Here is a 14,945-nt window from a genome sequence, read left to right on the forward strand (position 1 = left end):
CCGGACTATGCGACTGGCAACTGCGGCGCCCTTACAGCGCCTCCGCGCCCCGCGTCCGCAGTGCCTGGTCGTACTGCTGGAGGATCCACATCTCGTTCTGGACCGAGGCCAGCTGGGCGGGGTCGCCGCCGGTGGAGAGGCGGGTCATCTGGGACTGGATGTCGCGGATACGGCGCTCGACGGCGCGGCGGCGGATCTGCACCAGGACCGTCCCGGCATAGGTCTCGTCGACCGTGCGGCGCAGGATCGGCTCGACGGCCAGCTCGGTGACCATCGCGCGGACGGTGTCATCCGGTGCGGCCTCGCGGACACGGACGAGGTATTCCTGCGGGTCCGAAACGCCGTACTCGGCGCCGCCCGCCTCCGCGACCGCCCGGCGTACGGCCGCGTAGGGCGGCGCGGTGAACTCGTCCACGCCGTAGGCGTCGAAGGCCGGGGAGACCAACTCCGGGCGCTGCAGGGCGAGTTTGAGCAGTTCGCGTTCGGCGGCGTAGACGGGGTTGCGCAGGGTCAGCGCAGGGCCGGGGGCGGCGGGGTGGGAGGCAGCCGCCCACTGGTGTTCCGGGCCGCGTGGGCGGTCCTGCCGCGGGGCCTTTCCGCCGCGGTCCCTCGCCCAGCGGGCCAGCTGGGCGACCCGCCGGACCACGAACTGGGTGTCCAGGATCCCGAGCATGCCGGCCAGCTCGACGGCGACCTCGTGCTGCGCGCCGCTGTTCTTGATACGGGCCACGATCGGCGCGGCCTCGTCCAGGGCGGCGGCGCGGCCGGCCGGGGTGTCGAGGTCGTAGCGGCTCACGATCTGGCGCAGCGCGAACTCGAAGAGCGGCGTGCGGGGTTCGACCAGGTCCGCCACCGCCTCGTCGCCCTTCGCGAGACGCAGTTCGCACGGGTCCATGCCGTCCGGCGCGATCGCGATGTACGTCTCGGCGGCGAACTTCTGGTCGTCCTCGAAGGCGCGCAGGGCGGCCTTCTGCCCGGCCGCGTCGCCGTCGAAGGTGAAGATCACGCGGGCCGAGCCGTTGTCCATGAGCAGGCGGCGGAGGATCTTGATGTGCTCGCCGCCGAAGGCCGTACCGCAGGTGGCGATCGCGGTCGTCACACCGGCGAGGTGGCAGGCCATGACGTCCGTGTAGCCCTCGACCACGACCGCCCGGCTGGCCTTCGCGATGTCCTTCTTCGCCAGGTCGATGCCGTACAGCACCTGGCTCTTCCGGTAGATCGCCGTGTCGGGGGTGTTCAGGTACTTCGGGCCGTTGTCCGCCTCGTACAGCTTGCGGGCGCCGAAGCCGACGACCTCGCCGCCGATGTCCCGGATCGGCCACATCAGGCGGCCCCGGAACCGGTCGATCGGACCCCGGCGGCCCTCCTGGGACAGGCCGGAGAGGACCAGCTCCTTGTCGGTGAAGCCCTTGCCGCGCAGATAGCGGGTGAGGTGGTCCCAGCCCTGGGGGCTGTAGCCGACGCCGAAGTGGACGGCGGCGGCCTGGTCGAAGCCGCGCTCGGCGAGGAAGATCCGCCCGGTCTCGGCCTCGGGGCCGGTGGCGAGCTGCTCGGCGTACCACTGCGCGGCGACCTGGTGCGCCTCCACCAGGCGGATGCGCTCGCCGCGCTGGTGGGCCGGGTTGTACCCGCCCTCCTCGTAGCGCAGCGTGATGCCGGCCTGGGCGGCGAGCCGCTCCACCGCCTCCGAGAAGGAGAGGTGGTCCACCTTCATCACGAAGGTGATGGTGTCGCCGCCCTCCTGGCAGCCGAAGCAGTGGAAGAGTCCCTTGCTCGGGCTGACCTGGAAGGACGGCGACTTCTCGTCGTGGAACGGGCACAGGCCCTTCAGGTTGCCGCCGCCCGCGTTGCGCAGCTGGAGGTACTCGGAGACCACGGCGTCGATCGGGACCGCGTCCCGTACCGCCTTCACGTCCTCGTCGTTGATCCGTCCTGCCACGCGTGAATTCTACGGGGGTGCTGTGACAGTCCTGGTGGCCGTCACGTCGTGGGGACGAGATCGTCGAGAGGGATGTGGGGGTCGGACAGTGCCTCGATGTTGACCCGGGCCCGGGAACGGATCAGCTTCTGGATCTGCTCTGTGACATCCCACACGTTCACGTTCATCCCGGCCAGGACCCGGCCCTCCTTCACCCAGAACGCGATGAACTCCCGCTTGCCCGCGTCGCCCCGGATCACCACCTCGTCGTACGAGCCGGGCGGCGCCCAGCCGCTGTACTCCATGCCCAGGTCGTACTGGTCGGTGAAGAAGTACGGCACCCGGTCGTACGTCACGTCCTGGCCGAGCATCGCGCGGGCCGCGGCCGGGCCGCCGTTCAGCGCGTTCGCCCAGTGCTCCACCCGGACGCTCGTCCCGAAGAGATCGAGCGGAAAGGCCGCCACGTCACCGGCCGCGAAGATGTCGGGGTCGGACGTGCGCAGCCGTTCGTCCACCACGACACCGCCGCCCCGTGCCCGGTCGGCGATCTCCAGCCCCGCCGCCTCGGCGAGCGCGACCCGCGGTGCCGCGCCGATCGCCGCGAGGACGTCGTGCGCCGGGTGCTCCTCGCCGTCGTCGGTGCGGGCCGCGAGGACCATGCCGTCCTGGCCGACGATCTCGGTGAGCTCCCGCCCGAAGTGGAAGCGGACGCCGTGCTCGCGGTGCAGTTCCGCGAAGACGCCGCCCAGCTCGGGGCCGAGGACGCCGTGCAGCGGGGTCGGACCGTGCTCGATCACGGTCACCTCCGCGCCGTACTCGCGGGCCGCCGCGGCGACCTCCAGGCCGATCCAGCCGGCGCCCGCGATCACGAGGTGCCCGTTGTCCCGGCCGAGGTGCTGGAGGACGCCCTTGAGGCGCTCGGCGTGCGCGAGCCGGCGCAGGTGGTGCACGCCCGCCAGGTCCGTCCCCGGGATGTCCAGGCGGCGGGGCTCGGCGCCGGTGGCCAGCAGCAGCTTGTCGTAGCGCACGAGGGTGCCGTCGTCGCCGAAACGGACCGTCTTCGCCGTACGGTCGATGCGGTCGACGGTCTGGCCGAGGTGCAGCTCGATGTCGTTCTGCGCGTACCAGGCGGGCTCGTGCACGAAGACGCTGTCGCGCTCCTCCTTGCCGAGGAGATAGCCCTTGGACAGGGGCGGGCGCTCGTAGGGGTGGTCGCGCTCGTCACTGATCAGTATCACCCGGCCGGTGAAGCCCTCCGCCCGGAGCGTCTCGGCCGCCTTCGCGCCGGCGAGACCGCCTCCGACGATGACGAATGTCTGATCCGCGTCGACCACTTGATGCCTCCTCGTAAGGGTGCCGCCACATGCGAGCGTCCCGCACGCGGCCTGCTGCGGGAAGAGGGGGTGACCCGATCAGGCCACCGCCGGTCACGTTCCTCTCACATATGCCCCGTCAGTCTCGCGTGCAGCGACCGCGCCGAGGCATCGGTGAGGGAGGCGATCTGGTCGACGATCACCCGCTTGCGCGCGTGGTCGTCGCCTGCCCCGTCGAACAGTGCCCGAAACTGCGGATCCAGCCCGTCCGGCGCGCGGGCGGTCAGCGCCTCCGCCAGCTCCGCCACGACGACCCGCTGGTCCGCGCGCAGCCGCTCCTGCTCGGCGCGCTGCATCACATACCGGTCCGCGACCGCCTTGAGCACCGCGCACTCCATGCGGGCCGCGCGGGGTACGACGAGTTCGGCGCCGTAGCGGGTGAGCCGGCCGCTGCCGTACGCGGCGCGGGTGGCGCTCTCGGCGGCCAGGCAGAACCGGCCGATGAGCTGGCTGGTCGCGTCCTTCAGGCGAGCCTGCGCGACCGCCGTGCCGTCGTAGCCGTGGGGCCACCACTCCTCGTCCTGGAGCCGGTCGAGGGCGGCGGAGAGTTCGGCCGGGTCGGTGCCGGCGGGGACGTAGCGGCCGATGGCGACCTCGAACACCGCCTGCCGCTCGGGCTCGGCGTGCAGGCAGTTGGGGTCGATGTGGCCGGCGTGCAGGCCGTCCTCGACGTCGTGCACCGAGTAGGCCACGTCGTCCGACCAGTCCATGACCTGGGCCTCGAAGCAGGTGCGGGTGCCGGGGGCGTGCGCCCTGACCCAGTCGAAGACCGGGCGGTCGTCCTCGTAGACGCCGAACTTCCCGGACGCCGGGTCCGTGGGGTGGGCTCCGCGTGGCCAGGGGTACTTGGTCGCGGCGTCGAGGGTGGCGCGGGTCAGGTTGAGGCCGACCGAGCGGTCCTCGGTGAACCGTTTGGGTTCGATGCGGGTGAGGAGTCTGAGGGACTGGGCGTTGCCCTCGAAGCCGCCGCAGTCGTCCGCGAAGCCGTTCAGGGCCTGTTCGCCGTTGTGGCCGAAGGGCGGGTGGCCGAGGTCGTGGGCCAGGCAGGCGGCTTCCACCAGGTCGGGGTCACAGCCGAGGGCCGCACCCAGCTCCCGGCCGACCTGGGCGCACTCCAGGGAGTGGGTGAGCCGTGTTCTGGGGCTGGCGTCCCAGACCTGGCTGTGCGCTCCCGGCGTGACGACCTGCGTCTTGCCCGCGAGGCGTCGCAGGGCGGCGGAGTGGAGGATGCGGGCGCGGTCGCGCTGGAAGGCGGTGCGGCCGGGGCGTTTGTCCGGTTCTGTGGCCCAGCGTTCCATGTCAGCCGGGTCGTAGCTGCATACAGTGCCTTCCATGACTCGACACTAAGCCCACTCGGACACGGCCCCGCGCCCCTAGGCGGCTTCCGTCCCCTGTGTTGCCAGGCCCTCCTCGTATCTGTGCAGGATCAAGCGGGCCATCGCCGGATGGGCTCCCAGCGGGGCCGAGGCGATCCATGGGGCCTGCTCACCGCACTGCGTCGCGAAGCGCCCCGGGGCCGTGAAGTACGACGCGACCGCCACCCGGTGCCGGCCGTGTGCCGCCAGTGCCCGTACGGCGGTCGGGACGGCCGGGGTCGCCGCCGAGGCGTAGGCCGGGACCACCGGGACCCCGAGGCGGTCGGCCAGGAGGCGGGCCGTGCGGCGGGTGTCCGCTGCCGAGTCGGGGTCGCGGGAGCCCGCGGCGGCGAGGACCACCGCGCTCGTGCGGCGCGTCGGCTCGTCGGGCGCCGGCGGCCAGCCCGCCTCCAGGAGCCGGTCGTACAGGGTCTCCACGAGGAGCGGGTGCGGCCCCAGTGGGTCGGTCACCCGGGTGCTCGCCTTCGCCGCGGCCGCCATCTCGGGGATGTCCTGTTTGACGTGGTAGCCGCGGGAGAGGAGCAGCGGGACCAGGACGGCGGGGGCGTCGCCGAGGGCGGTGAGGGTGTCCGGGAGCAGGGGCTCGTTCAGCTCGATGTGGCCCAGGTGGACGGGGAGGCCGGGGCGCAGTTCCCGTACCCGGTCCCGAACGGCGCGTACGGTCTCCAGCGCGCGCGGGTCGCGGCTGCCGTGGGCGACCAGGACGAGCGCGGGCGGGGCGGGGCGGCGGCGGACGGGCGGGGAGACGAGCCGGAGCTGCCCGGCGAGCCGGTGGCCGATGCTGTTCATGAGGTGCGCCGTGCTGTCGAGGTGGATGTCTGACTCGGAGCGGGGAGGGTGCGACGCCGTCATGGAAGGATCCTGCCGGGGTCAGGTTGCGGGGCCGTTGCCGGGCCGTCACGAGCGTTTTCCGTGGCTTCACGTCGTACGGATGCTCGATGTGAGGCGAACCGGATCGGTGTCGCCGGCGTCCTCCATGGTCGACACGCCGATCCGTGGGGGGACGTATGAAGATCCGTCGACCGCGGCTGCCGCGGTCCCGTCAGGGGCAGCGGCGGCTGGTGCAGGCCGTGATGGCCGGATGTGTGCTGGCGCTGCTGCCGGTGACCTGGCTGTACGTGTCCACGGCGGACCGGCTGCGTACGACGGCGGACGCCCCGCGGGCGCAGGTCGCCATGGTGTTCGGGGCCGGACTGTGGAACGGGGAGCCGTCGCCGTATCTCGCGCACCGGCTGGACGCGGCGGCGCAGCTGTACCGGGCCGGGCGGGTCGAGGTCGTCCTGGTCACCGGGGACAACAGCCGCAAGGACTACGACGAGCCCGACGCCATGCGCGCGTACCTGACGAAGCACGGGGTGCCGGACCGGCGGATCGTCAGCGACTACGCCGGGTTCGACACCTGGGACTCGTGCGTGCGGGCCAGGAAGGTCTTCGGCGTGCACCGGGCGGTGCTGGTCAGCCAGGGTTTCCACATCCGGCGCGCGGTGGCGCTGTGTGAGGCGGCGGGGGTGGACTCGTACGGGGTCGGGGTGGCCGACAAGCACGACGTGACCTGGTACTACGGCGGTACGCGCGAGGTGTTCGCGGCGGGCAAGGCGGTGCTGGACGCGGTGTTCCACCCGGATCCGACGTTCCTGGGCCCGCGGGAACACGGGATCACGAAGGCGCTGGCCCAGGCGCGGGACTGAATATGGAGATCACGGAACTGACGCCGGCCGAGCGCCGCGTTCGGGACGCCTTCCCGCTCGGCGAGGGGGTCGACTTCCGGGCGGGCGACGACGAGGACCCCGCGCAGGGCGCCTCGTGGGGTCCCGAGCGCACGTTACGGGCGGAGGTGCTGCGGGAGCTGCTGCTGGACGGCCCGGTACGGGAGGGGCGAATCGCCGGTCTGAAGGTGTGGGGCGCGCGCATCACCGGGGTGCTCCATCTGATGTACGGGAAGGTGGAGCACCCGGTCCGGCTGCGGGCCTGCCACTTCGACCAGACCCCGAACCTGTACGGGGCGAGGATCCCCGCCCTGGTGCTGACCGATTCGGTCCTTCCGGGGCTCACCGCGGGCACCCTCCACGTCGACGGGGTACTGCGGATCACCTGCTGCCGTATCACGGGTCCGGTACGGCTGGCGGGCGCGAAGCTGTCCGGAGCCTTGTTCGCCAACGGGGCGCGGCTCGGCACCGACGGTGAGGTCCCCGAGGAGCCCGTGCTGCAGCTCAACCACGCCGAGGTGGGGGCGGACGTGTGGGCCCCGGGGCTGGTCGCGCACGGAAGGGTGCACCTGAACGGGACGGTCGTCCGCAACCAGGTGAACCTCAACGACGCGGAGCTGAACGCCCCCGGAGCCACCGCGCTGCACGCCGAGGTCCTGACGGTCGGCACCGACCTGCACGGCATGCGGCTGCGCGTCCGAGGCCGGGTCAATCTGGGCGGTGCCCGGATTCCCCGTCAGCTCAACCTCGCCCACGCCAGTCTGTGCCAGCCGGACGGCCAGGCCCTGCGCGCCAGCAGCAGTGTCATCGGTGAGCTGTGGCTGCGGGAGGCCGCGCCGATCGAGGGATCCGTCAATCTGCGCCGTGCCCAGCTCGACCTGCTGCACGTACCGCCCGAGGTGTGGCCCCGGCAGGTCCGGATCGACGGGCTCGGCTACCGCGTCCTGACCCCGCACCTCCCGGCCGAACAGCGCCTTCCGCTGCTGGAACGCGAGCCGGACGGCTACCTTCCGCACCCCTACGAGCAGCTGGCCTCGGCGTACCGCACGGTGGGTGACGACGCCGCCGCCCGCACCGTCCAGCTGGCCAAGCTCCGCCGCCACCGCGGCACCCTGCCGCCCTACGCCCGGCTGTGGGGCTGCCTCCAGGACGCGGCCGTCGGCTACGGCTTCCGCCCGATGCGGGCCGCGGGCTGGCTGCTGCTCCTGCTGTGCACCGGCACGCTCGCCTTCGCACTGCACCATCCGCCCGCCCTCAAACCCTCCGAGGCACCCGCGTTCAACCCGCTCTTCTACACCCTCGACCTGCTGCTGCCGATCATCGACTTCGGCCAGGAGGGGGCGTACGCGCCGCGCGGCGGGTACCAGTGGCTGTCGTATCTGCTGATCGCCGCCGGCTGGGTGCTGGCGACGACGATCGCGGCGGGCGTCACCCGCTCCCTGAACCGGCAGTAGGCACGGACCGGGCCCCGGGACCTCACCTCGCCCCCGGCCCGGCGGGGAGGTCGCCGTGCCGGGCGTGTAACCGGGAGCGGCCCGGGGCCGTAACACGGTGGACGCACGCTGGCGGTATGGAAACGATCGCCTCGACGCCCACCCACTGCCCGTACTGCGCCCTGCAGTGCGGGATGAATGTCACGCCCCTGCCACAGGGGGGCGTCGAGGTGACCGAGCGGACGGACTTCCCGGTCAACCGGGGCGCGCTGTGCGGCAAGGGCCGCACCGCGGCCCAGGTGCTGTCGCCCGCGGTGCGGCTGACCTCGCCGCTGGTCCGGTCCGGGGGCCGGCTGGTCGAGGCGAGCTGGGAGGCGGCGCTGGACCGGATCGCCGAGCGGCTCGGGGGCACGCGCGAGGAGTACGGCGCCGACGCGCTGGGCGTGTTCGGCGGGGGCGGGCTCACCAACGAGAAGGCGTACGCGCTGGGGAAGTTCGCGCGGGTGGTGCTGGGCACCTCGCAGATCGACTACAACGGCCGTTTCTGCATGTCGTCGGCGGCGGCGGCCGGCACGAAGGCGTTCGGTCTCGACCGGGGGCTGCCGTTCCCGCTGGAGGACATCCCGAAGACGGGGTGCGTGGTCCTGGTCGGGTCGAATCTCGCGGAGACCATGCCGCCGTCGCTGCGGTTCTTCACCGAACTGCGGGAGAACGGCGGCACGTTGATCGTCGTCGACCCGCGCCGTACGAGGACGGCCGAACAGGCGGACCTGCACCTCGCACCCCGCCCCGGCACCGATCTGGCTCTGGCCCTGGGCCTGTTGCACCTGGTGGTGGCCGAGGGGCGGACGGACGAGGAGTACATCCGGGAGCGGACCGCCGGCTGGGAGGAGGCACGGGCGGCGGCGATGGCGCACTGGCCGGAGCAGGTGGAGCGGATCACGGGGGTGTCCGTTCCGCGGCTCCGGGAGGCGGTACGGCTGTTCTGCGAGCCGGAGTCGGCGATGGTGCTCACGGCGCGCGGGCCGGAGCAGCAGTCCAAGGGGACGGACACGGTGGGCGCGTGGATCAACCTGTGCCTGGCGACCGGCCGGGCGGGCCGCCCGCTGTCCGGGTACGGGTGCCTGACCGGGCAGGGCAACGGGCAGGGCGGGCGCGAACACGGGCAGAAGGCCGACCAGCTGCCCGGCTACCGCAAGCTGGACGACCCGGCGGCGCGGGCGCATGTGGCGGGCGTGTGGGGCGTGGACCCGGACGCGCTCCCCGGCCCCGGACGCAGCGCGTACGAACTCCTCGACGCCCTGGGCACGGACATACGGGCGCTGCTGCTGATGGGCTCCAACCCGGTGGTGTCGGCGCCGCGCGCGGCCCACATCGAGGAACGGCTCCGCTCGCTGGACTTCCTGGCGGTGGCCGACGTCGTCCTGTCCGAGACGGCGGAGCTGGCGGACGTCGTACTGCCGGTCACCCAGTGGGCGGAGGAGGCGGGCACCACGACCAGCCTGGAGGGCAGGGTCCTGCTGCGCCGCCAGGCGGTCACCCCGCCGCCCGGGGTCCGCAGCGACCTGTACGTCCTGCACGGGCTGTCGGCCCGGCTGGGCGTGGAGAAGGGCTTCCCGACGGACCCCGAGGAGGTCTTCGAGGAGCTGCGCCGGGCGAGTGCCGGCGGCCCCGCCGACTACTCGGGGATCACCTACCGCCGCCTGGCAGGGGAGAACGGGGTGTTCTGGCCGTGCCCGGAGGGCACGGCCGGGGTGGCCCACCCCGGCACCCCCCGGCTCTTCCTGGACCGTTTCGCCACGGAGGACGGCCGAGCCCGGTTCGTCGCCGTGACGCACCGGGCGACGGCGGAGGAGCCCGACGCCGAGTATCCGCTGCTGCTGACCACCGGACGGGTGGTGTCCCAGTACCAGTCCGGGGCGCAGACCCGGCGGGTCGCCGAGCTGAACGCCGCCGCTCCCGGTCCGTTCGTGGAACTGCACCCCCGGCTCGCGGCCCGCATCGGCGCGGTGGAGGGCGGCCCGGTCACGGTGGTCTCCCGACGCGGCCGAGCCGTGGCCCCCGCCCGCATCACCCCGGCCATCCGCCCCGACACCGTTTTCATGCCCTTCCACTGGCCGGGCGAGGGCCGCGCCAACACGCTCACCAACCCGGCCCTCGACCCGACGTCCCGGATGCCGGAGTTCAAGTCGTGCGCGGTGCGGGTGGAGGTCGTAGGGCCACAGGAGTAGCGCGGATCGGTCCGCAGGTCACGGCGGGCAGCTGCCGGGGCGCGTTAGGTTCGACGTATGTCCGACTTCGAGCAGCTCGACCTCGACGCCTATCTGGACCGGATCGGATGGCAGGGCAGCCGGCGGGCCGGCCTGGAGACGCTGCGCGGTGTGCACCTGGCGCACGCGCTGTCCCTGCCCTTCGAGAACCTGGACGCCGTGTCCGGCCGGGCCCCCTCGCTCGCCCCGGCCGATCTGCTGGCCAAGATGATCCGCGGCCGGCGCGGCGGCTACTGCTACGAGCACAACACGCTCATGTGGCTGGCCCTCAGGGCGCTGGGGTTCCGGGTGACACCGCTGACGGGGCGGGTGGTAGTGGGCGCGCAGACACCGGGGAGCCGGCCGCGGACGCACATGCTGCTGCGGGTCGAGGTGCCCGGTGAGCCGGAGTCGTATCTGGCGGACGTGGGATTCGGCGCCATCGGCGCACTGCTGGCGCCGATGCCCCTGGCGACCGGCATCGAGTCCGAGGGCGCGGGACGCCGGCACCGGCTGGTGATCCTGCCGCACGAAGGCCCGCTGGAGCTGTGGGAGTTGCAGCGGTACGACCGGCAGCAGCGGGAGTGGATGGGCCAGTACGCCTTCACTCTGGAGCCGTTCGCCGCCGCGGACTACGAGGTGCTCAACTGGTACGTCGGCACCCATCCACGCTCCCCCTTCACCCGCCGCCCCTATCTCCAGCGGACCACCGCCGAACACCATCTCGCCCTCGACGGCGCCCGGTTGACCGAGACCCGCGCCGACGGCACGGTGACCGAGCGCGAGCTGACGGACGAGGCGGAGGCCCGGCGCGTGGTGGAGGAGCGGTTCGGGATCGCCGTACCGGAGGGGCTGAGGTTGCTGGGCTGAGTCCGGCGGACGACACCGGGCTCGGAAGGCTGCCGCGGCACGCGTGCGTCACCGGCGCCGGCGCCGGGCCGAAAACCGACGCCGCCGGTCCGGCTCAGCGGCGGGAGATCCAGTCGCCGTCCTCGATCGGCTTGCCCTCGGCCCGCAGCCGGGCGGCGACACCTGGGGCGGCCAGATAGACCCAGGCCAGGACGGTGGTGCCGTCGGTGGTGCGTACGACGTTCCGGGCGACGCGTTCGTAGAGGTTGCGCGGGTCGCCCGGCACGTACTCCTCCAGGTGGTCCAGGGCGGCGAGCAGTTCGGGGTAGGTCTCCGGCCGGGCGGTGACCAGTTCGCCGCGGATCCCGCCGCCCGGGCGCTCGACGGCGTAGGGGTAGCCGGGGCCGTCGTAGAGCGCCGCGCAGGGCAGCCGGGCCGGTTCCTCCGACGCGGTGCGGCCCCGCAGGAACAGGTCGTGGTTGGCCTCGCCGGGGCGGAGGGTGCCGTAGACGAAGAACGGCAGCGGGGTCCCGGACGACTCGGGCTCCTCAGTGATCACGGAAACGATTCTGTACCCCCTTCGGCTCCTCACACATCTCCATGAAGCGGCTATGGACATGACATGTCAGGGCCCCTTAAATCTCTGTGGACATCAGCGCCACCCCCACGCCCAGATCGGCGCCTCCCCGAGGAGACAGATGAGCCGGATACGCCAGCACGTCCGAGGAACCCGTCGTCTCACCGCCACCGCCGGCGTCGCCGTCACCACCGCGACCCTGCTGACCGTCACCCTCTCCCCCGCCGCCCACGCCGACACCAGACCGACCCGGGCCACCGCGATCCAGAACGCGGCGTCGGCACTCCTGGCCCATGCCACGAGCCTGGGCCTGACCTCCGCCGAGCACCCCAGCGTCCGCGACGTGATCGTGGACAAGGACGGCACCCAGCACGTCCGCTACGACCGCGCCTACCACGGACTGCCCGTACTGGGCGGCGACTTCGTGGTCCACCTGGCCCGGGACGGTGCCTACCGCAGCGCGAACCGGGCGACCCGCACCGCGATATCCCTCCCCTCCATCGTCCCGGAGGTCTCGGCCCCCAAGGCCGCCGACCTCGCCGTGAACGCCCTGCGCGCCGCCAACCTCGGCAACGCGCTGAAGCAGGTGAAGGCCAAGCCCGAGCTGATCGTCGACGCCCTGCACGGCACGCCGAAGCTCGCCTGGCGCACCACCGCGGCGGGCCTGGACTCGCTCGGCAACCCGGTCGCCCGGACCGTGCTGACCGACGCCCGCACCGGCGCCCAGATCGACGCCTGGGACAGCATCGAGACCGCCGCCGGCGACGGCAAGTCGCTGTACAGCGGGACGGTGCCGCTTCAGACGACCCAGTCGGGATCGTCGTACCAGCTCAAGGACCCGACCCGCGGCAACACCTTCACCGGTGACGCGGAGGGCAAGACCGACCTGTGCTTCTTCGGCATCTGCTTCAGCCGGGCGCCCGCGACGCTGTTCACGGACGCCGACAACCACTGGGGCAGCGGCACCACCTCCGACCGCGCCTCGGCCGCCGTCGACGCCCAGTACGGCACCAACGAGACCTGGGACTACTACAAGAACGTCCAGGGCCGCAACGGCATCGGCGGCGACGGCAAGGGCTCGTACAACCGCGTCCACTACGGCAGCAACTACAACAACGCCTTCTGGGACGACAGTTGCTTCTGCATGACGTACGGCGACGGTGACGGGACCACCTTCGGGCCGCTGGTGGCCCTCGACGTCGCCGGGCACGAGATGACCCACGGGGTCACCTCCAAGACCGCCGCCCTGACCTACTCGGGCGAGTCCGGCGGGCTCAACGAGGCCACCTCGGACATCCTCGGCACGATGGTCGAGTGGTACGCGAACAACCCCTCCGACCCCGGTGACTACCTCATCGGCGAGAAGATCGTGAAGTCCGGCTTCGGCCAGCCCGCCCTGCGTTTCATGGACAAGCCGTCCAAGGACGGCAACTCGGCGGACTACTGGAGCAGTTCGGTCGGCAACCTCGACGTCCACTACTCCTCCGGCGTCGCCAACCACTTCGCGTACCTCCTCGCGGAGGGCAGCGGGCCGAAGACGATCAACGGGGTCAGCTACAACTCGCCGACGTACAACGGCTCCACGGTCACCGGCATCGGCCGGGACAAGGTCGGCAAGATCTGGTACCGGGCGCTGACGGTCTACATGACCTCCTCGACGAACTACGCCGGGGCCCGCACGGCGACCCTGAACGCCGCCAAGGACCTGTACGGCGCGGGCAGCACCGAGTACAACGCGGTGGCGGCGGCCTGGAGCGCCGTCAACGTCAACTGAGCGGCGTGAACCGAGCAGCGTGAACCATGAGAGGGCAGGTGCCTGGCCGGGCACCGGCCCTCTCGGCCATTCGTGTTCTCTTCGCACCGGTATCTGGCACGGGCCCGCACACGCCCCGTGACCTGCCCGGACTTCGCGCGGGCTAGTCCGTGTGGGGGCCGGGGGCGACACCCGTTCACCGCATTTCTGACGGCCTCTCAGAGAGCGGAACCGCCGGACTGCGACTTACCTCGGTAACGAACGGACCGAGACCCGAAGCCCCGGGGAGCACCATGCGCCGCACCGCCCGTCTGCTGACCGGTACCGCGCTCGTCGTGGCAGCCGCGGCACCCGCCCACGCCGCGGGCACCGGAAGCCTGGACGTGTACCCCTCGACGGTGACTCCCGGCGGCCAGGTCACGGTGAACACCGCCGCGTGCGGGGACAAGGGCTCGGCGACCGGGGACGCGGGCGCGGTCGGTGCCGGCACCTTCACCCTGGCGCCCAGCTCGCACGAGGGCGAGGCGATCGGCCAGTTCCAGGTGCCGCCGAGCGCGCAGCCGGGGACGTACGAGATCGTCGCCACCTGCGCGGAGGGCGACCGGCAGGTGAAGGGCGATCTGGTGGTGGCGTTGAGCGCGGCGCACGAGCAGGTGCAGCCGCGGGGAAGCGTGAAGACGGGGGTCGGCGGCGCACTCGGCCCCGGCCCCGTGCAGACCACGGCGGGAGTGGCGGCACTGGCCGTCGCCGCCGCGGGCGGTACCTGGCTCCTGCATCGCCGGGCGAGAGGCGACGGGATCTGACGGACACCCTCCGCTGTCCGTCGGCCGGTACCGCATGTCCCGCCCCCTCCGGGTCCGATGCCCCTCGCGGCCCGGAGGGGGAAGGGACCTTCGGGGCCGCCCCCGCGGTCCGGGGATCGTCCCCGCGGTCCGGGGTCGTCCCCGGGATTCGGGATCGTCCCCCGGGATTCGGGGGCCCGCCCCCGGGAGAGGGGTTCGTATGCGCAGGAGCGCCAGGCGTGACCGGCTCGGCGACACCGCGATAGCCGCGCTCACCGTCGTGGCCCTCGGTTGCGGGGTGTGGCTGCTCGGCGACGGTGCCGGGACGGACACGCCACCGCAGCCGGCCGCCGCCGAGGGCCGCCCGGATCCGGGCGAGGAGCGCCTCACGGCCCCCGCGCTCGCGCCGTCCCCGCCCCTGCGCATCCGCATCCCCGCGATCCGTGTGAACGCCCCGCTGATGGGCCTGTCCCTCACTGCGTCCGGCAGCCTGGACGTGCCGCCCGCGCGGGAGAGGAACCTGGCCGGCTGGTACGAGTCCGGCACCATGCCCGGCGAGACGGGCACCGCGATCGTCGCCGGGCACGTCGACGACACCGAGGGCCCCGCCGTCTTCTACGACCTGGGCGCACTCAAGCGGGGCGCCCGCATCGAGGTGGACCGCCGGGACGGCAGCGTGGCCGTGTTCACCGTGGACGCGGTGGAGGTGTACGCGGCCCGCGACTTCCCCGACGACAAGGTGTACGGCGCGGCGCCCCGCCCCGAACTCCGCGTCATCACCTGCGGCGGCGGCTACTCGAAGGCCACGGGCTATCAGGGCAACGTGGTGGTGTTCGCCCATCTGACGGGGAGCCGTTAGGGGACGTCCGGGCCGTCGGTCGTCTACGGCGCCGTCGTGGCGTCTCGCGCGCCGGTGCCGTCCGCCGCCA

At 72.6% G+C, this 14,945-nt stretch carries 12 protein-coding genes; 7 read left to right on the plus strand and 5 right to left on the minus strand.

Annotated elements, in window-relative coordinates; translation table 11 throughout:
• Positions 1-31: 31 nt before the first annotated feature.
• The 4 genes from dnaG to ACZ7GZ_RS01110 form a co-directional block, all read right to left on the minus strand.
• Positions 32-1,939, minus strand: a complete 1,908-nt coding sequence (gene dnaG / locus ACZ7GZ_RS01095; RefSeq protein WP_471019598.1) for a DNA primase — start codon at positions 1,937-1,939, stop codon at positions 32-34.
• A 41-nt stretch (positions 1,940-1,980) separates the two neighbouring features.
• The gene (locus tag ACZ7GZ_RS01100) at positions 1,981-3,252 is read right to left on the minus strand and encodes an NAD(P)/FAD-dependent oxidoreductase (protein WP_471019601.1); all 1,272 of its coding nucleotides are present in this window, start codon (positions 3,250-3,252) and stop codon (positions 1,981-1,983) included.
• A 104-nt stretch (positions 3,253-3,356) separates the two neighbouring features.
• A complete protein-coding gene (locus ACZ7GZ_RS01105) occupies positions 3,357-4,625 on the minus strand; it encodes a deoxyguanosinetriphosphate triphosphohydrolase (RefSeq protein ID WP_471019603.1) in 1,269 nt (422 codons plus the stop codon).
• A gap of 39 nt (positions 4,626-4,664) precedes the next feature.
• The gene (locus ACZ7GZ_RS01110; protein WP_471019604.1) at positions 4,665-5,519 is read right to left on the minus strand and encodes a sirohydrochlorin chelatase; all 855 of its coding nucleotides are present in this window, start codon (positions 5,517-5,519) and stop codon (positions 4,665-4,667) included.
• Positions 5,520-5,674: 155 nt separating this feature from the next.
• On the opposite strand from ACZ7GZ_RS01110, the gene ACZ7GZ_RS01115 reads away from it, so the two are divergent.
• From ACZ7GZ_RS01115 to ACZ7GZ_RS01130, 4 genes are all read left to right on the plus strand, one after another.
• The gene (locus ACZ7GZ_RS01115) at positions 5,675-6,355 is read left to right on the plus strand and encodes a SanA/YdcF family protein (protein WP_471019607.1); all 681 of its coding nucleotides are present in this window, start codon (positions 5,675-5,677) and stop codon (positions 6,353-6,355) included.
• Positions 6,356-6,357: 2 nt separating this feature from the next.
• The gene (locus ACZ7GZ_RS01120; protein ID WP_471019609.1) at positions 6,358-7,827 is read left to right on the plus strand and encodes a membrane-associated oxidoreductase; all 1,470 of its coding nucleotides are present in this window, start codon (positions 6,358-6,360) and stop codon (positions 7,825-7,827) included.
• 116 nt (positions 7,828-7,943) lie between these two features.
• Complete coding sequence (locus ACZ7GZ_RS01125; protein ID WP_471019611.1) at positions 7,944-10,037, plus strand: molybdopterin oxidoreductase family protein; 2,094 nt, start codon at positions 7,944-7,946, stop codon at positions 10,035-10,037.
• Positions 10,038-10,094: 57 nt separating this feature from the next.
• Entirely contained in the window at positions 10,095-10,925 is an 831-nt protein-coding gene (locus ACZ7GZ_RS01130; RefSeq protein WP_471019612.1) for an arylamine N-acetyltransferase family protein, read from the plus strand.
• 94 nt (positions 10,926-11,019) lie between these two features.
• Here the strand turns inward: ACZ7GZ_RS01130 and ACZ7GZ_RS01135 are convergent, their stop codons facing one another.
• On the minus strand, positions 11,020-11,463 hold the full coding sequence (locus tag ACZ7GZ_RS01135; RefSeq protein WP_471019614.1) for a gamma-glutamylcyclotransferase family protein: 444 nt from the start codon (positions 11,461-11,463) through the stop codon (positions 11,020-11,022).
• 139 nt (positions 11,464-11,602) lie between these two features.
• On the opposite strand from ACZ7GZ_RS01135, the gene ACZ7GZ_RS01140 reads away from it, so the two are divergent.
• From ACZ7GZ_RS01140 to ACZ7GZ_RS01150, 3 genes are all read left to right on the plus strand, one after another.
• Positions 11,603-13,255 (plus strand): M4 family metallopeptidase, encoded by a 1,653-nt coding sequence (locus ACZ7GZ_RS01140; RefSeq protein ID WP_471019615.1) that lies wholly within the window; start codon positions 11,603-11,605, stop codon positions 13,253-13,255.
• A gap of 272 nt (positions 13,256-13,527) precedes the next feature.
• Positions 13,528-14,037 (plus strand): hypothetical protein, encoded by a 510-nt coding sequence (locus ACZ7GZ_RS01145; protein ID WP_471019618.1) that lies wholly within the window; start codon positions 13,528-13,530, stop codon positions 14,035-14,037.
• Positions 14,038-14,236: 199 nt separating this feature from the next.
• Entirely contained in the window at positions 14,237-14,875 is a 639-nt protein-coding gene (locus ACZ7GZ_RS01150; protein ID WP_471019621.1) for a class F sortase, read from the plus strand.
• The last annotated feature ends 70 nt before the right edge of the window (positions 14,876-14,945 follow it).

This window comes from Streptomyces sp. NPDC037288 (assembly GCF_055603265.1).